The 15,784-nt window shown below is 72.3% G+C and carries 16 protein-coding genes; 6 read left to right on the top strand and 10 right to left on the bottom strand.

Going from position 1 to position 15,784, the window contains the following annotated elements:
* Positions 1 to 217: 217 nt before the first annotated feature.
* Together AB0O21_RS28345 and AB0O21_RS28340 are read right to left on the bottom strand one after the other, a co-directional pair.
* Entirely contained in the window at positions 218 to 1,126 is a 909-nt protein-coding gene (locus AB0O21_RS28345) for an SDR family oxidoreductase (RefSeq protein WP_365175555.1), read from the bottom strand.
* Position 1,127: 1 nt separating this feature from the next.
* Positions 1,128 to 1,892 carry an SDR family oxidoreductase gene (locus AB0O21_RS28340; RefSeq protein ID WP_365175553.1) on the bottom strand — a complete coding sequence of 255 codons (765 nt, stop codon included), beginning with the start codon at positions 1,890 to 1,892 and terminating at the stop codon, positions 1,128 to 1,130.
* 56 nt (positions 1,893 to 1,948) lie between these two features.
* Here AB0O21_RS28340 and AB0O21_RS28335 point away from each other — a divergent pair, with 56 nt between their 5' ends.
* Genes AB0O21_RS28335 through AB0O21_RS28315 form a run of 5 tightly spaced genes read left to right on the top strand, consistent with a single transcriptional unit; the run spans position 1,949 to position 6,339 of the window.
* Complete coding sequence (locus tag AB0O21_RS28335) at positions 1,949 to 2,704, top strand: enoyl-CoA hydratase family protein (protein WP_365175551.1); 756 nt, start codon at positions 1,949 to 1,951, stop codon at positions 2,702 to 2,704.
* The gene (locus AB0O21_RS28330) at positions 2,701 to 3,552 is read left to right on the top strand and encodes a CoA-transferase (RefSeq protein WP_365175549.1); all 852 of its coding nucleotides are present in this window, start codon (positions 2,701 to 2,703) and stop codon (positions 3,550 to 3,552) included. The genes AB0O21_RS28335 and AB0O21_RS28330 overlap by 4 nt, the downstream gene beginning before the upstream one ends.
* On the top strand, positions 3,549 to 4,289 hold the full coding sequence (locus AB0O21_RS28325) for a CoA-transferase (protein ID WP_365175547.1): 741 nt from the start codon (positions 3,549 to 3,551) through the stop codon (positions 4,287 to 4,289). Before AB0O21_RS28330 ends, AB0O21_RS28325 begins: the two co-directional genes overlap by 4 nt.
* 13 nt (positions 4,290 to 4,302) lie before the next feature.
* The gene (locus AB0O21_RS28320) at positions 4,303 to 5,376 is read left to right on the top strand and encodes a nitronate monooxygenase (protein ID WP_365175545.1); all 1,074 of its coding nucleotides are present in this window, start codon (positions 4,303 to 4,305) and stop codon (positions 5,374 to 5,376) included.
* A gap of 30 nt (positions 5,377 to 5,406) precedes the next feature.
* Positions 5,407 to 6,339 (top strand): tyrosine-protein phosphatase, encoded by a 933-nt coding sequence (locus AB0O21_RS28315; protein ID WP_365175543.1) that lies wholly within the window; start codon positions 5,407 to 5,409, stop codon positions 6,337 to 6,339.
* Between the two features lie 73 nt (positions 6,340 to 6,412).
* On the opposite strand, the gene AB0O21_RS28310 is transcribed toward AB0O21_RS28315, so the two are convergent.
* The 4 genes from AB0O21_RS28310 to AB0O21_RS28295 form a co-directional block, all read right to left on the bottom strand.
* A complete protein-coding gene (locus AB0O21_RS28310; RefSeq protein WP_365175541.1) occupies positions 6,413 to 8,098 on the bottom strand; it encodes a DEAD/DEAH box helicase in 1,686 nt (561 codons plus the stop codon).
* 101 nt (positions 8,099 to 8,199) lie between these two features.
* Positions 8,200 to 8,403, bottom strand: coding sequence for a cold-shock protein (locus tag AB0O21_RS28305; RefSeq protein ID WP_030028954.1), 204 nt, complete (start codon positions 8,401 to 8,403; stop codon positions 8,200 to 8,202).
* A 124-nt stretch (positions 8,404 to 8,527) separates the two neighbouring features.
* On the bottom strand, positions 8,528 to 9,733 hold the full coding sequence (locus AB0O21_RS28300) for a histidine kinase (RefSeq protein ID WP_365175539.1): 1,206 nt from the start codon (positions 9,731 to 9,733) through the stop codon (positions 8,528 to 8,530).
* Positions 9,734 to 9,832: 99 nt separating this feature from the next.
* On the bottom strand, positions 9,833 to 10,915 hold the full coding sequence (locus AB0O21_RS28295; protein WP_365175537.1) for a peptidoglycan DD-metalloendopeptidase family protein: 1,083 nt from the start codon (positions 10,913 to 10,915) through the stop codon (positions 9,833 to 9,835).
* A 222-nt stretch (positions 10,916 to 11,137) separates the two neighbouring features.
* On the opposite strand from AB0O21_RS28295, the gene AB0O21_RS28290 reads away from it, so the two are divergent.
* On the top strand, positions 11,138 to 11,794 hold the full coding sequence (locus AB0O21_RS28290) for a response regulator transcription factor (protein ID WP_365175535.1): 657 nt from the start codon (positions 11,138 to 11,140) through the stop codon (positions 11,792 to 11,794).
* A 217-nt stretch (positions 11,795 to 12,011) separates the two neighbouring features.
* Here AB0O21_RS28290 and AB0O21_RS28285 read toward each other — a convergent pair whose 3' ends face one another.
* From AB0O21_RS28285 to AB0O21_RS28270, 4 genes are read right to left on the bottom strand one after another with little or no spacing between them, the layout of a single operon-like run.
* Positions 12,012 to 13,169: an acetyl-CoA C-acetyltransferase gene (locus AB0O21_RS28285; RefSeq protein ID WP_365175533.1), complete on the bottom strand. Its 1,158-nt coding sequence runs from the start codon at positions 13,167 to 13,169 to the stop codon at positions 12,012 to 12,014.
* A gap of 14 nt (positions 13,170 to 13,183) precedes the next feature.
* Positions 13,184 to 13,798, bottom strand: a complete 615-nt coding sequence (locus tag AB0O21_RS28280; protein ID WP_365175531.1) for a TetR/AcrR family transcriptional regulator — start codon at positions 13,796 to 13,798, stop codon at positions 13,184 to 13,186.
* 15 nt (positions 13,799 to 13,813) lie between these two features.
* On the bottom strand, positions 13,814 to 14,599 hold the full coding sequence (locus AB0O21_RS28275; protein WP_365175529.1) for an SDR family oxidoreductase: 786 nt from the start codon (positions 14,597 to 14,599) through the stop codon (positions 13,814 to 13,816).
* Positions 14,596 to 15,741: an acyl-CoA dehydrogenase family protein gene (locus AB0O21_RS28270; RefSeq protein WP_365175527.1), complete on the bottom strand. Its 1,146-nt coding sequence runs from the start codon at positions 15,739 to 15,741 to the stop codon at positions 14,596 to 14,598. Before AB0O21_RS28270 ends, AB0O21_RS28275 begins: the two co-directional genes overlap by 4 nt.
* Positions 15,742 to 15,784: the final 43 nt, after the last annotated feature.

Below are 15,784 nucleotides of genomic sequence, written 5' to 3'. Positions count from 1 at the left end.
CGACGCGACGACGAAGGAGGAGCGCCCTTTACAGGCCGGCCCGACACGGAAGGACTATGGGACTGACGGGAAACCCCCCGCGCCTTCTCTGATTCAGGCCAGGCCGGACCCCGCCCGCCGGAGTCCCGGCCCGCAGCCGGGGGAGGGTGGGCAAACACCGCCCCGCCTCCCCGCCCCGAGGGGGTAAAAGTCCCGCACGCGCATGAGCCCGTACCCCCTACCTCGCCCCGTACACCGCCCGCGGCGCCTCCGCCGCCGCGAGGAGTTTCGCCGCGGCCTCGCCCGCCTCGGCCGGGGTCCACCTCGACCCGCGGTCCGCCGTGGGGCCCGGGCGCCAGCCCTCCATGACCGTGATCCGGCCGCCCTCCGCCTCGAAGACCCGGCCCGTGACGCCGGCCGAGGCGTCGGAACCCAGCCACACCACCAGCGGGGACACGTTCTCGGGAGCCATCGCGTCGAAGGCCCCCTCCCCCGGCGCGGCCATGGTTTCCGCGAAGGCCTGTTCCGTCATCCGGGTCCGTGCCGCCGGGGCGATCGCGTTGACCTGGACCCCGTACCGGCCCATCTCCTCGGCCGCGACCAGGGTCAGGCCGAGGATGCCCGCCTTCGCCGCGCTGTAGTTGCCCTGCCCGACCGAGCCCAGCAGCCCGGCACCCGAGGAGGTGTTGACCACCCGCGCCGCCACCGGCCGGCCGGCCTTCGCCTCCGCCCTCCACCACGCGGCCGCCGCCCGCAGCGGCAGGAAGTGGCCCTTCAGGTGCACCCGCATGACGGCGTCCCAGTCGTCCTCGTCCAGGTTGACCAGCATCCGGTCCCGCAGGAACCCCGCGTTGTTGACCAGGGTGTCGAGCCGCCCGTACTCGGATACCGCCGCCGCGACCAGCGAGGACGCGCCCTCCGACGTCGCGATGTCCCCGCCGTGCGCCACCGCCTCCCCGCCCAGCGCGCGGATCTCCTCGACCACCCGGGCCGCCGGGGAGTCCGGGCCAGGCAGGCCGTCCAGCCCCACCCCGAGGTCGTTGACGACGACCTTCGCCCCCTCCGCCGCGAAGGCCAGCGCGTGGGCCCGGCCCAGCCCCCGCCCCGCGCCCGTCACGATGACCACACGGCCCTCGGCAAGTCCCATCTCAGCTCTCCTTGTTGACAGTTGCCGCATCCAAGAACGCGGGGCGCTCCCCGCCCCCGTGCACCAGCAGGCTCGCCCCGCTGACGTATCCGGCCCGGTCCGAGGCCAGGAACACGGCGGCCTCGCCCACGTCGGAGGGTTCCGCGAGCCGCCCCAGCGGCACGGTCGCGCCGACCGCCGCGACGCCCGCTTCGTCCCCGTAGTGCAGGTGGGACAGCTCGGTCCGCACCATGCCCAGGACCAGCGAGTTCACCCGCACCTCGGGCGCCCACTCCACGGCCATGGAGCGGGCCAGGTTCTCCAGGCCCGCCTTGGCCGCGCCGTACGCGGCCGTCCCCGGCGAGGGCCTGGTCCCGCTGACGCTGCCGATCATCACGATCGAGCCCCGCGTCTGCCGCAGCCACGGGCGGGCGGCGATCGAGGCGGTCATCGGCGCGACCAGGTTGAGCTCGACGACCCGCGCGTGGCGCTGCGCCTCCCCCTCCCCCAGCAGCCGGTACGGGGTCCCGCCCGCGTTGTTGACCAGGCAGTCGAGCCGCCCGTAGCGGCCCGCGACGGCGCCGAAGAACTCCTCCACGGCGGCCGGATCGCGCAGGTCCAGCGGCATGAACGAGGCCTTCCGCCCGCCCTCCGCCACCGGCTCCTCAGGGGGCCGCCGCGCGCAGACGACGACCTCCGCGCCGGCCGTGAGGAACGACCGGGCGATTCCGGCGCCGACGCCCCGGGTTCCTCCGGTGACGACGACAACCCTCCCGTCGAGCTCCATAGGCTGCTACCTTCCTCACCTAACAAATGTTTGGTGGAAAGGTAGCTGATCCGCTCATGGGTGTCTCCACCTCAAGCCCGGACAAGGGCATCGCACTCGTCACAGTCGACTTCCCGCCCGTCAACGCACTGCCCGTGCAGGGCTGGTACGACCTCGCCGACGCCCTGCGCGCCGCCGGCCGCGACCCCGAGACCCGGTGCGTGGTCCTCGCCGCCGAAGGACGCGGCTTCAACGCCGGCGTCGACATCAAGGAGATGCAGCGCGACACCGGGCACGCCTCCCTCATCGGCGCCAACCGGGGCTGCTACGAGGCCTTCGCCGCCGTGTACGAGTGCGAGGTGCCGGTCGTCGCGGCCGTGAACGGGTTCTGCCTGGGCGGCGGCATCGGCCTCGTCGGCAACGCGGACGCGATCGTCGCCTCCGACGACGCCACCTTCGGCCTGCCCGAACTGGACCGGGGCGCCCTCGGCGCCGCCACCCACCTGGCCCGCCTGGTCCCGCAGCACCTGATGCGCGCCCTCTACTACACCTCGCGCACCGCGACCGCAGCCGAACTGCACGCGCACGGCTCGGTCTGGAAGGTCGTCCCGCGGGACGAACTGCGCGCGGCCGCCCTGGAACTGGCCGCCGAGATCGCCAGGAAGGACGGCTACCTCATCCGGCTCGCCAAGGCGGCCATCAACGGCATCGACCCCGTCGACGTGCGCCGCAGCTACCGCTTCGAGCAGGGCTTCACCTTCGAGGCCAACCTCAGCGGGGTGGCCGACCGGGTCCGCGACACCTTCGGGAAGGGACAGGGACACAGCGCATGACGGACAAGACCATGAGCCCGGAAGAGGTCGTCGGGCAGCTCCGCAGCGGGATGACCATCGGCATCGGCGGCTGGGGGTCCCGGCGCAAGCCCATGGCCCTGGTGCGGGCACTGCTCCGCTCCGAGATCACCGATCTCACCGTGATCTCGTACGGGGGCCCCGACGTCGGGCTGCTGGCCGCCGCCGGCCGCATCCGCAAGCTCGTCGCCCCGTTCGCCACCCTCGACTCCATCCCCCTGGAGCCCCACTTCCGGGCCGCCCGCGAGCGCGCCGCCTTCACCCTCACCGAGCTCGACGAGGCCATGTTCATGTGGGGCCTGCACGCCGCCGCGAACCGGCTGCCCTTCCTCCCCGTCCGGGCCGGCCTCGGCTCCGACGTGATGCGGGTCAACCCGGAGCTGCGCACCGTCACCTCCCCCTACGCCGACGGCGAGGAGCTCGTCGCCGTCCCCGCCTTGCGGATGGACGCCGCCCTGGTCCACCTCAACCGCGCCGACCGCCTCGGCAACGCCCAGTACCTGGGCCCGGACCCGTACTTCGACGACCTGTTCTGCGAGGCCGCCGACGCCGCCTACGTCTCCTGCGAGCAGCTCGTGGAGACCGCCGAGCTCTCGAAGTCCGGCCCCCCGCAGTCCCTCCTCGTCAGCCGCCACTCCGTCACCGGGGTCGTGGAGACCCCGAACGGGGCGCACTTCACCTCCTGCGTCCCCGACTACGGCCGCGACGAGCCCTTCCAGAAGCTCTACGCGTCCACCCCCTGGCCCGAGTTCGCCGCGCGCTTCCTCTCCGGGGCGAGCGAGCACGACTACCAGTCCGCCGTCCGGACCTGGCACGAGGAGCAGCAGTGACCATCGCGACCATCACCCGGGCCGAATACTGCGTGATCGCCTGCGCCGAGGCCTGGCGCGACAACGGCGAGGTGCTCGCCAGCCCGATGGGCCTGATCCCCTCCTTCGGCGCCCGGCTCGCGAAGCGGACCTTCTCCCCCGACCTGCTGCTGACCGACGGCGAGGCCATGCTCGTCGGACTCGACGGCTCCGCCGAGGGCTGGCTCCCGTACCGGCGCCACCTGACCATGGTCACCGGCGGCAGGCGGCACGTGATGATGGGCGCCAGCCAGATCGACCGCTTCGGCAACCAGAACATCTCCTGCATCGGCGACTGGGCGCAGCCGGCCCGCCAGCTCCTGGGAGTGCGCGGAGCCCCGGTCAACACCCTCAACAACCCGGTGAGCTACTGGATCCCCAAGCACTCCACCCGGGTCTTCGTCGAGCGCGTCGACATGGTCAGCGGCGTGGGCTACGACCGTGCCGAAGCGGCCGGCCCCTCGGCCACCCGCTACCACCGCCTGCCCCGCGTCGTCAGCGACCTCGGTGTCTTCGACTTCACCGGCCCCGGCCACTCGATGCGCCTGGCCTCCGTGCACCCGGGGGTCACCGTCGACCAGGTCCGGGAGGCCACCGGCTTCGAGCTGGCGATCGCCGGCGAGGTCCCGTACACCCGGGAGCCGACCCCCGAGGAGCTGCGCCTGATCCGCGAAGTCATCGACCCCAAGGGCCTGCGGGACCGGGAAGTCCGGGGCTGATCCGATGGGTTCGATGGAGACGGCATTCACCAAACTGGTCGGCGTCGAGTACCCGATCGTCCAGACGGGCATGGGCTGGGTCGCCGGCCCCCGCCTGGTGTCGGGGGCGGCGAACGCGGGAGCCCTGGGCATCCTGGCCTCGGCGACGATGACCGTGGAGCAGCTGCGGTCAGCGGTCCGCGAGGTCAAGTCCCGGGTCCCGGAAGGGACTCCCTTCGGGGTCAACCTGCGCGCGGACGCCGGGGACGCGGCCGAGCGCGCCCAGTTGATCATCGACGAGGGCGTACGCGTCGCCTCCTTCGCCCTCGCCCCGTCCAAGGAGCTGATCGCGCGGCTCAAGGACGCGGGCGTGGTCGTCATCCCGTCGATCGGGGCCCGGCGGCACGCCGAGAAGGTGGCCGCGTGGGGCGCCGACGCGGTGATCGTGCAGGGTGGGGAGGGCGGCGGTCACACCGGGGACGTGGCCACGACCGTGCTGCTGCCGCAGGTGGTGTCCGCAGTGGACATCCCGGTGGTCGCGGCGGGCGGTTTCAGCGACGGCCGCGGCCTGGTCGCGGCGCTGGCCTACGGGGCGGCGGGCATCGCCATGGGCACCCGGTTCCTGCTGACGTCCGACTCCACCGTCCCGGACGCGGTCAAGGCCGAGTACCTGAAGGCCACCGTCAAGGACGTCACCGTCACCACGGCCGTCGACGGCCTGCCGCACCGGATGCTGCGTACGGAGCTGGTCGATTCCCTGGAGCGGGCGGGCCGCACCAGGGCGCTGGCCCGGGCCGTGCGCCACGCGGCGGGCTTCAAGAAGCTGTCCGGCCTGAGCTGGTCGCAGATGGTGCGCGACGGCCTGGCGATGAAACACGGCAAGGACCTGTCCTGGAGCCAGGTCCTGCTCGCCGCGAATACCCCGATGCTCCTCAAGGCGTCCATGGTCGAGGGCCGTACGGACCTCGGAGTCATGGCATCGGGCCAGGTCGCGGGGGTGATCGACGATCTCCCGTCCTGTGCGGAGCTCGTCTCCCGCGTCATGGCCGAAGCACGACAGGCACTCGAAGAACTGCACTCGCTCCGCACCCTGCCACCACCAGGGTGATCCCCCTTCTCCGTCACAGGAGTCGCACATATGAGCCGTGCCCGAATCCGCCTGGCGACCGCGGCGGCCGCCGCAGCACTCGTCATCGGGACCCTGCCCGCCTCCGCGTACGCGGTGGCGGCGCCCGGAGCCGGGGTCAGTGCCCGGCACCACCAGCACTACCAGGCCGAACCGATCCGCCAGATCCCCCTCCAGGCCGCGGTCAACTTCCGCGACCTGGGCGGCTACCGCACCTGGACCGGAGGCCAGGTCCGCCAGGGCCTGGTCTACCGCTCCGACGCACTGAGCAAGCTGACCGCGGCGGACATCTCAGCCGTCTCCGGTCTCGGCCTCACGAAGGTCGTCGATTTCCGCGTCCCCATGGAGCTCCAGTACGACGGCGCCGACAAGCTGCCCGCCGGACTCGCCCCCACCGCGCGCCCGGTCAACGACCTCGGCCTGTACGGAACCCTCGTCGGCGCGATCGCCAGCGGCGACCCCGTCAAGCAGGAGCAGATGCTCGGCGGCGGCCGCGCCGAGGCCTACATGCGCGACATCTACCGCAACTTCGTGACCAACCCCGAGAACCGGGCGCAGTTCGCGCAGACCGTGCGGGAGATAGCGGACGGCACGCAGGGACCGCTCCTGTACCACTGCACGTCCGGCAAGGACCGGACCGGCTGGATGAGTTACGTCCTGCTGCGCGCGCTGGCCGTCCCCGAGAGCACCGCCGAGGGCGACTACCTGGCGTCGAACACCTTCCGCGCCGCGTACGACGCACAGGTGCGGGCCGGCCTCAAGCAGTCGGGCCGGATGCAGAACCCCGACCTGCTGATCCCGCTCCAGGAGGTCCGCCAGGACTACCTGGACGCGGCGACGGCGCAGATGGAGGCCGATTACGGCAGCTTCTACGGCTATCTGACGGACGGCCTCGGCCTGGACCTGCGGACGCTGGCGAAGCTGCAGAACAAGATGGTCCGCTAGCTCCTCGGGCGGACAGCACTACGCCGGGCAGTGAGAGAAGCACTGCCCGGCGTAGTGTCGCGATCTTATGCGGTCAGACCGCCCGGCGGCGGCCCTGGCCGCCCGAGCCGACGCGGCTGCGCGCGGAGGCCGCGGCGGCGCCGCCCGAGGCGCCGCCGCCGGAGCGCCGGCCGCGCTCGCCGGAACCGGAGCTGGTCGCCGCGCCGCCACCGCCCTGGCCGCCGCGCCGGGCCTGGCCCGAACCGGAGGCCGCCGGGGCCTGCCCGGAGCCGCCGCCGGCGGAGCGGCGGCCGCGGCCGCCGTTCGCCGGGGCGCCGCCCGTGGCGGAGCCGGTGCGCGGCCCGCCGGAGCGACGGCGCGAGCCGGAGCCCGAACCGGAACCGCTGCGCGGCTTCGGCGGGGTCTGCTGCGGGACCTCCAGCACCACCGGGATGCCCGAGGGCTCCTTGGCGCCGGTCAGCCGGGCCAGTTCCTCGTCGGAGGACTTGATCTGCGCGGTCCGCGGGGAGATCCCGGCGTCCGACATCAGGCGGGTCATGTCCCGCTTCTGGTCGGGGAGCACCAGGGTGACCACGCTGCCGGACTCGCCGGCGCGGGCGGTACGGCCGCCGCGGTGCAGGTAGTCCTTGTGGTCGGTCGGCGGGTCGATGTTGACGACGAGGTCGAGGTCGTCGATGTGGATGCCGCGCGCGGCCACGTTGGTGGCGATGAGCGCGGTGACCTCGCCCGTCTTGAACCAGTCGAGCGTGCGGTTGCGCTGCGGCTGCGAGCGCCCGCCGTGCAGGCCGGAGGCGCGCACGCCATCCGCGAGGAGCTTCTTGACCAGGCGGTCGACCCCGCGCTTGGTGTCCACGAACATGATCACCCGGCCGTCGCGGGCGGCTATGCGCGTCGCCACGGCCTTCTTGTCGGTCTCGTCCATGACGTACAGGACGTGGTGCTCCATCGTGCTGACCGCGCCGGCGGACGGGTCGACGGAGAAGGCGACCGGGTCGTCGAGGAACATCTTGACGAGCTTGTCGATGTTCTTGTCCAGCGTGGCCGAGAACAGCATGGTCTGGCCGCCGGGCTCGACCTGCTTGAGCAGGGCGGTGACCTGCGGCATGAAGCCCATGTCGGTCATCTGGTCGGCCTCGTCGAGGACGGTGATGGAGACCTGCGAGAGGTCCGCGTCACCGCGGTCGATGAGGTCCTTGAGACGGCCGGGGGTGGCGACGAGCACCTCGGCGCCGCGGCGCAGCGCGCCGGACTGCCGGTTGATCGACATGCCGCCGACGACGGTCGCGATGCGCAGGTTGACGGCCGTGGCGTACGGGGCCAGGGAGTCGGTCACCTGCTGCGCGAGTTCGCGGGTCGGTACGAGGACCATCGCGAGCGGCGCCTTCGGCTGCGCGCGGCGGCCGGCGGTACGGGCCAGCAGCGCCAGGCCGAAGGCCAGCGTCTTGCCGGAGCCGGTGCGGCCGCGGCCGAGCAGGTCACGGCCCGCGAGGGAGTTCGGCAGCGTCGCGGCCTGGATCGGGAACGGCTCGGTGACGCCCTGGGCGGCGAGGGTCTTCAGCAGCGCCTCGGGCATGTCCATGTCCTCGAACGCGGTGACCGGCGGCAGCGCCGGGGCCATCGGTTCGGGCATGGTGAATTCCTGGGGCCGGGGGGCGGGGGCGGACTTCTGCCGTCCCGCGCCAGCCTTCGGACGTCCCTGGGCCGCACCTCGACCCCGGGTGGGGCGGCGGCTGGGTCGTGCGGAGCTGGAGCTGGTCATGCGAGAAAGCCCTCCTGAAACCGGCAGGTAAAACAAAGGTCGAGACAGCAGACAAGCCGGGGCCCGCACCTCGCGGTGCGGACCCCGGCATGCTGAAGAAATTAGGCGGGGATGATGTTCTCCGCCTGGGGGCCCTTCTGGCCCTGGGTGACGTCGAAGGACACGCGCTGGCCCTCGGTGAGCTCACGGAAGCCCTGGGTGGCGATGTTCGAGTAGTGGGCGAACACGTCCGGACCGCCACCGTCCTGCTCGATGAAGCCGAAGCCCTTTTCCGAGTTGAACCACTTCACGGTGCCAAGTGCCATTTTGAATCTCCTGAGTAGGTGGCAAGGGCCCCACCCGGAGATTCCGGGAAAAACAATAAAAGCGCCTGAGGAACATTCCCGTCAGGCGCACATAAAGTTCATGGGTACCACAACTGCAACACCCCTAAGCTAGCACACGCCGGTCGGGGAGCGCCGCCGCGAGGGTGTGACCTCCGCCCTTGGTCGTTCCGGCGCGCAGCGTGCCGCCCACCTCGGCCAGGGCGGCCCGCAGGCCCGGAAGGCCCATCCCGCCCGAGTCGAGGACGATCCGCTCGCCTTCCGGGGCGGTGTTCACCACCTCGAGCCGGACCTGCCCGTCCTCGGCGAAGAGATTCATCCGTACGGCTGAGCCGGGCGCGTACTTCGCTGCGTTCGTGAGCCCCTCCCGGGCGATCCGCAGCAGCAGCCGCCCGTCGGCCGCCGGGAAGGCGCCGAGGCCCGGCTGCACCTGGTGGGTGATCTCCATGCCGGTGGCGCGCATGTTCCGGGCCAGGGCGCCCAGGAAGCGGCCCACCTCGACGGGGGCGGTGTACGCGCGCCTCCCGGCCGGATCGGTCAGCATGTCCAGCACCTCCCTGACCTCGGCCATCGCGGCCCGCGCCGATTCCTCCACGGCCGCCGCGCCCTCCCGTACGCGGGGATCCGCCTCGGCGTCCAGGCGCAGGGCGGCGGCCTGCAGGGTGAGCGCGGTGAGGCGGTGGCCCAGACCGTCGTGGGTGCGCTGGGCCAAACGGGTGCGTTCCTGTACGACGGCCAGGTCGGCGGCCTGGTCCACGGCAGCGTGCGCCTGCCGGGCCCGCTCCCGGAGCGCGGCCATCACGTACCGGTTGCGGCGCACGGTCTCCCCGTAGAGGCCGGGCACGAGGATCGCGCCGAGGACGAAGGAGGCGGGGTCGCGCCCGGCGTACCCGGCGGGCAGGAACATGTCGCGCGTGACGACGTAGACGACGCACATGCACAGCAGGCCGATCCAGCTGTGGGACCGGCCGTACGCGGCGAGGGCGTACGCGGCGAAGATCAGCGGCCCCCGGTCGTCGGAGACGAGCGTGGCGGCCAGCGCCACGGCGGCCGGGATCCAGGGGTGGGACCGGCGCCAGAACAGGGAGGCGGCGGTGAGCCAGCCGACGGCCAGGCTGGTGGCGTAGTCGTCCACCAGGCCGATGCGGTGGACGTCCTGGAGGTTGAGGGTGCTGAGCAGCCCGCAGAGGGCGATCAGGCACAGGTCGACCCGGCGGGCGCGCCCGGGATCGGGCGCGCCGGGGCCCTCGCCGGTCAGCAGGCGCGGCACGCGCTCCAGGAAGTGTCCGATCCGGCCGGGCACGAGCTGCATGCCGCAATCCCCCTCTGATGCACCCTTATGTACGCAAACGTCCCCCCAGGTTGCCCAAGTTCCGCCGAACGGGCATCCCGGGGGGACGGTGCCCTGCGCTTAGAGGGAGACGCCGTACTTGGCGAGCCAGGAGACGGGGTTCACGTCGGCGCCGTAGGTGTTGCCGGAGCGGACCTCGAAGTGGAGGTGCGGGCCCGTGGAGTTGCCGGTGTTGCCGGACAGGCCGATCTGCTGGCCGGCGGAGACGCGCTGGCCCTCGGAGACACCGGCCCTGGAGAGGTGGGCGGAGAGGGAGTAGCGGCCGTCGTCGTGCTTGATGGTGACGGCGTTGCCGTACGAGCCCTGCCAGCCGGAGTCGACGACGGTGCCGGCGGCGGCGGCCTTGACCGGGGTGCCGGTGGAGACGGCGAAGTCGATGCCGGTGTGGTGGCCGGCGGCCCAGCTGCCGGGCTGGCCGTAGCGGGCGCTGACCGAGCCGCCGGAAACGGGCTTGGCGCCCTTGCCGTTGCCGCTCTCCGCCTTGGAGGACTGCGGGGCGGTGGGCTTCGGCACGGCAGGCTTGCTCGCACCGCTGGAGGCGGATCCGTACGCGAGGCGCTGGCCCGGCATGATCACGTCCGGGTTGCCGCCGATGACGGAGCGGTTGTCGGAGTACAGCTTCTGCCAGTCGACCCCCACCTTGGCGCCGATCCGGCCGAGGGTGTCACCGCTGACCACGGTGTAGGTGCTGCCACCGCCGGCCGGGGCGCTCTGCTTGGCCGGGGCGGACTGCTTGGCGGGGGCGGCGGGCACCTCGGGGGCCGGTCCGCCGCGCTGGAGGCCGGCGGCCTTGCCGCAGCTGGGCCAGGCGCCGGGGCCCTGGACCGCGAGGACCTTCTCGGCGACGGCGATCTGCTGCGCCTTGGTGGCCTGGTTGGCCTGCGGCGCGTACTTCTTGCCGCCGAACTCGGCCCAGGTGCTCGGAGAGAACTGGAGGCCGCCGTAATAGCCGTTGCCGGTGCTGATGCTCCAGTCACCGGAGGACTCGCACTGGGCGACCTTGTCCCAGGTGCCGGTCGACGCGGCGGCCGCGGGCTGTGCCACGAGGGCGACCGCGGCGGGGGCGGCGATACCGGCCACGACGAGGCCGGCGAGGGCACGGGTGCGGCTGCGGCGGGCGTGACGACCAGACGGGAGAGACATGCGGGTTTCCTGACTTCGGGGGCATGGACAAGGCCGCTTGCGCCGTAGCGCTCTCGGCCTCGGTATCCACCGTCCGGGACGGACGGGTGCCGCCGAAGTCGCCGAAAGAGGACAAGGAGGAGCACAAAAGGGGACTGACCAGGGAGGGTTACGGGGACTTAAGCCCAGGTATGCCGGTAATGTCCGGCATAAGACGGGCATTCAGCTGAGGCGGGGAGAACCATGGCGATCCGGGTGATGGTGGTCGACGACCAGAGCCTCATACGGACCGGGCTGGTCACCCTGCTCGCGAGCGCGCCGGACATCGAAGTGGTCGCCGAGGCACAGGACGGCGCGGAGGCCGTGCCGCTGGCGCGGGAGCAGCGGCCGGACGTGGTGCTGATGGACCTGGTCATGCCGAAGGTCGACGGCATGGAGGCCACCCTCCAGCTGCTGCGGCTGCCGGAGCCGCCGAGGGTGCTGGTCCTGACCGGGTACACGGCGGACGACCTGGTCCTGGACGCGCTGCGGGCGGGGGCGGCGGGGTTCCTGCTGAAGGATCTGCGGCCGGAGGAACTGTTCGCGGGCATCCGCACGGTCGCGGCGGGCGGCAGCGCGCTCGCCCCTGCGGTGATGCGGGCCCTGCTGGACCGCGCCACCGAGTCCCGCCCCGAGCCCCCCGACCACGCGGAACGCCTGGAGTCCCTCTCCCCCGGCGAACGGGGTGTCCTCGCGCTGGTCGGCGAGGGCCGCACCAACCAGCAGATAGCGGAAGCCCTGCATCTCTCCCCCGCGAGCGTGAAGACGTACGTCTCCCGCATCCTCACGCAGCTGGACCTCTCGAACCGCACCCAGGCCGCGATCCTCGCCCACGAGGCGGGCCTGGTGCGCGCGGCGTAACCCTGCCCGGCCGGCCCGCTGGCCTGGGCGGGGCCTGGCCGCCCCGGGGTGGCTGCGTTGCCGGGACACCGCGCAGCAGCCGCAGAACGAGACCCCGCCCAGGGGCAACCCCCAGCCCCTCCGGCGTTTGAGGAGCGGGGTCTGGGGCGGAGCCCCGGCAGGGGAGCCGCCCCAACCGGCCGGTCCCGCCCAGGGGAAAACCCAGCGGCGCCGCAGGCTAAAGGCGTTCGATGATCGTCACGTTGGCCTGGCCGCCCCCCTCGCACATGGTCTGGAGGCCGAACCGGCCCCCGGTGCGCTCCAGTTCGTGGAGGAGGGTGGTCATCAGCTTGACCCCGGTCGCACCCAGCGGATGGCCGAGGGCGATCGCCCCGCCGTTGACGTTGACCCGCTCGGGGTCGGCTCCGGTCTCCTTCAGCCACGCCAGTACCACCGGCGCGAACGCCTCGTTGATCTCGACCAGGTCGATGTCGGCCAGGGACATGCCGGTCTTCTTCAGCGCGTACGCCGTCGCCGGGATCGGCGCCGACAGCATGCGGATCGGGTCCTCGCCCCGTACCGAGAGGTGGTGGATCCGGGCGCGAGGCCGCAGGCCGTGTTCGCGGACCGCGCGCTCGGAGGCGATCAGCATCGCGGCCGCGCCGTCCGAGACCTGGGAGGAGACGGCCGCGGTGATGGTGCCGCCCTCGACGACCGGCTTCAGCGTCGCCATCTTCTCGAGGGTGGTGTCCCGCCGCGGGCCCTCGTCGACCGTCACGTCCCCGTACGCCACCGTCTCACGCGAGAACCGCCCCTCGTCGATGGCCCGCAGCGCCCGCTGGTGGGAGCGGAGTGCGAACTCCTCCATGTCGCGGCGTGTGATGCCCCACTTCTCCGCGATCAGCTGCGCGCCGTGGAACTGGTTGACGGGCGCGTCGCCGTAGCGGGCCCGCCAGCCCTCCGAGCCCAGGTACGGGCCTTCCGTGAAGCCCAGCGGTTCCGCCGCCTGCCGCGAGGCGAAGGCGATCGGGATCATCGACATGTTCTGGGTGCCGCCCGCGACCACCAGGTCCTGCGTGCCGGACAGGACGCCCTGCGCCGCGAAGTGCACCGCCTGCTGCGAGGACCCGCACTGGCGGTCGACCGTCACCCCGGGCACCTCCTCCGGCAGGCCCGCCGCCAGCCACGCCGTCCGCGCGATGTCGCCCGCCTGCGGCCCGACGGTGTCGAGGCAGCCGAACACCACGTCCTCCACGGCGGCCGGGTCCACCCCGGACCGCTCGACCAGCGCCTTCAGGACGTGCGCTCCCAGGTCGGCGGGGTGCACGGCGGACAGGCCGCCCTTGCGCCGCCCCACGGGGGTGCGTACCGCTTCGACTATGTAGGCCTCGGGCATCGGGACTCCTTCAGTCAGGTGCGTAGGGCGATTCCGTCCAGGACCATCGACAGGTACTGGCGGGCGATCTCTTCGGGGCTGTGCTGTCCGCCCGGCCGGTACCAGGACGCCGCCACCCACACCGTGTCGCGCACGAAGCGGTAGGTGAGGCGGATGTCGAGGTCGGCGCGGAAGACCTTGGCCGCGACCCCGCGCTCCAGCGTTCCCAGCCAGGCCTTCTCGAACTTCACTTGCGAGTCGGACAGGTAGTGGAAGCGGGGCTGCGCGGAGAGGGTGCGGGCTTCCTTCTGGTAGATGGCGACGGCGGCGCGGTGCCGGTCGATTTCCCGGAAGGACTCGGTGACGAGGGCCTCGATGGTCTCCCTGGGGCCGAGACCGGCGTCGAGGACGGTGTCGTAGCCCTCCCAGAGCTCGTTCAGGAAGGCGGAGAGGATCTCGTCGAGCATCGATTCCTTGGAATCGAAGTGGTAGTAGAGGCTGCCGGCGAGCATGCCGGCGGCGTCGGCGATCTTGCGGACGGTGGTGGCGTTGTAGCCCTGCGCGGCGAAGACCTCGGCTGCGGTGTCGAGGAGTTCGCGGCGCCGCTCGGGCGAGGCCGTCACCTGGGTCTTCTTCTTGTTCGTTGGCACGGGCCCATTCTGCGGCTACGCGTGCTGGCTGCTGACCGACACCGTCTCGCCCGTCATGTACGACGAGTAGCCGCTGGCGAGGAAGACGATGACGTTGGCGACTTCCCAGGGCTCGGCGTACCGGCCGAAGGCCTCGCGGGAGGTGAGTTCGGCGAGCAGCTCCTCGCTGGTGACCTTCACCAGGTGCGGGTGCATGGCCAGGCTCGGGGCGACCGCGTTGATCCGTACGCCGAACTCGGCGGCCTCCAGGGCGGCGCAGCGGGTCAGTGCCATCACCCCGGCCTTGGCGGCGGCGTAGTGGGCCTGGCCGGTCTGGGCGCGCCAGCCGATGACGGAGGCGTTGTTGACGATGACCCCGCCTCCGGTGCCGGCTGCCTTGAAGGACCGCAGCGCGGCGCGGGTGCAGCGGAAGGTGCCGTTCAGGGTGACGTCGAGGACGCGGCCCCACTGTTCGTCGGTCATGTCGACGAGGGCGGCGGTGCCGCCGAGGCCGGCGTTGTTGACGACGATGTCGAGGGCGCCGTGGGTCTGTTCGGCGAGCGTGAAGAGGGCCTGGACCTGTTCCTCGTCGGTGACGTCGCACGGGAGGGAGGTGACGCGGTCGGCGCCGAACTCGGCGGCGAGGGCGTCCTCGGTCTCCTTGAGGCGGCGGGCGTGGGCGTCGCCGATGACGATGCGGGCGCCTTCCTCCAGGAAGCGGCGGGCGGTGGCGCCGCCGATGCCGGCTCCGGCGGCCGCGGTGATGACGGCGGTCCGGCCCTTCAGCAGGTCGTGCCCGGGGACGTAGGTGGGGGTGTTCACGCCCGTACCTCCTTGGGAAGGCCGAGGATCCGCTCGGCGATGAGGTTGCGCTGGATCTCGTCCGAGCCCGCGTAGATGGTGTCGGCGCGGGAGAAGAGGAAGAGCCGCTGCCAGTCGTCGAGGTCGTACGGGTCCCCGTGCGCGCCGGCGGCGAGGAGCGAGGGGGCTCCGCAGACGTCCATGGCGAGTTCGCCGAGGTCGCGGTGCCAGCGGGCCCAGTACAGCTTGGCCACGGAGGGCGCGGTGGGGCGCAGGGCGGTGGCGCGCATGGTTTCCAGGCCGATCCAGGCCTGGACGAGGCGGTCGCGGATCAGCGGGTCGGCGATGGCGCCGTTGGTGCGGGCCAGCTCCGCGAGGGCCTCGAGTTCGCGGCGGAAGCCGACCTGCTGGCCGAGGGTGGAGACGCCGCGTTCGTAGCCGAGGGTGGCCATGGCGATGGTCCAGCCGTCGCCGGGGGCTCCGACGACGTGGGCGGCGTCGGTGCGGGCGCCGTCGAAGAAGACCTCGTTGAATTCGGAGGTGCCGGTGAGCTGCACGATGGGCCGGACCTCGACCCCGGGCTGGTCCATGGGGACCAGGAGGTAGGACAGGCCCGCGTGGCGGTGCGAGCCGGGTTCGGTGCGGGCGAGGACGAAGCACCACTGGGCCTCGTGGGCGAGGGAGGTCCACGTCTTCTGCCCGTCGATCACCCACTGCCCGTCCCGGAGGGCCGCGCGGGTGCGGACGCCGGCGAGGTCCGAGCCGGCGTCGGGTTCGCTGTAGCCCTGGCACCACAGCTCCTCCACGGCCCGGATGGGCGGCAGGAAGCGGTGCTTCTGCTCCTCGGTGCCGTGGTCGATGAGGGTGGGGCCGAGGAGCTGTTCGCCGATGTGGTTGACGCGGGCGGGGGCGTCCGCGAGGGCGTACTCCTCGTGGAAGGCGATCTGCTCCTCGGTGCTCGCGCCGCGGCCGCCGTGCTCGACGGGCCAGCCGATGCAGGTCCAGCCGTGGGCCGCCATGTGCCGTTCCCAGGCGAGGCGTTCGGCGAACGCCTCGTGCTCCCGGCCCGGTCCGCCGCGGCCCTTGAGGGCGGCGAACTCGCCGGTGAGGTGGGCCCGTAGCCAACTCCGAACCTCGGTGCGGAACTCCTCGACGCTGCTCATGGCCGTACGTTAACCTACCAAACACTTGTTAGGGAAGGATCCA

This window comes from Streptomyces sp. NPDC091371 (genome assembly GCF_040684275.1).
In the GTDB taxonomy this organism is placed as follows: Bacteria; Actinomycetota; Actinomycetes; order Streptomycetales; family Streptomycetaceae; genus Streptomyces.
The sequence above is the reverse complement of the archived record's forward strand: the minus strand, read 5'-3'. Positions and strand labels throughout refer to the sequence as shown.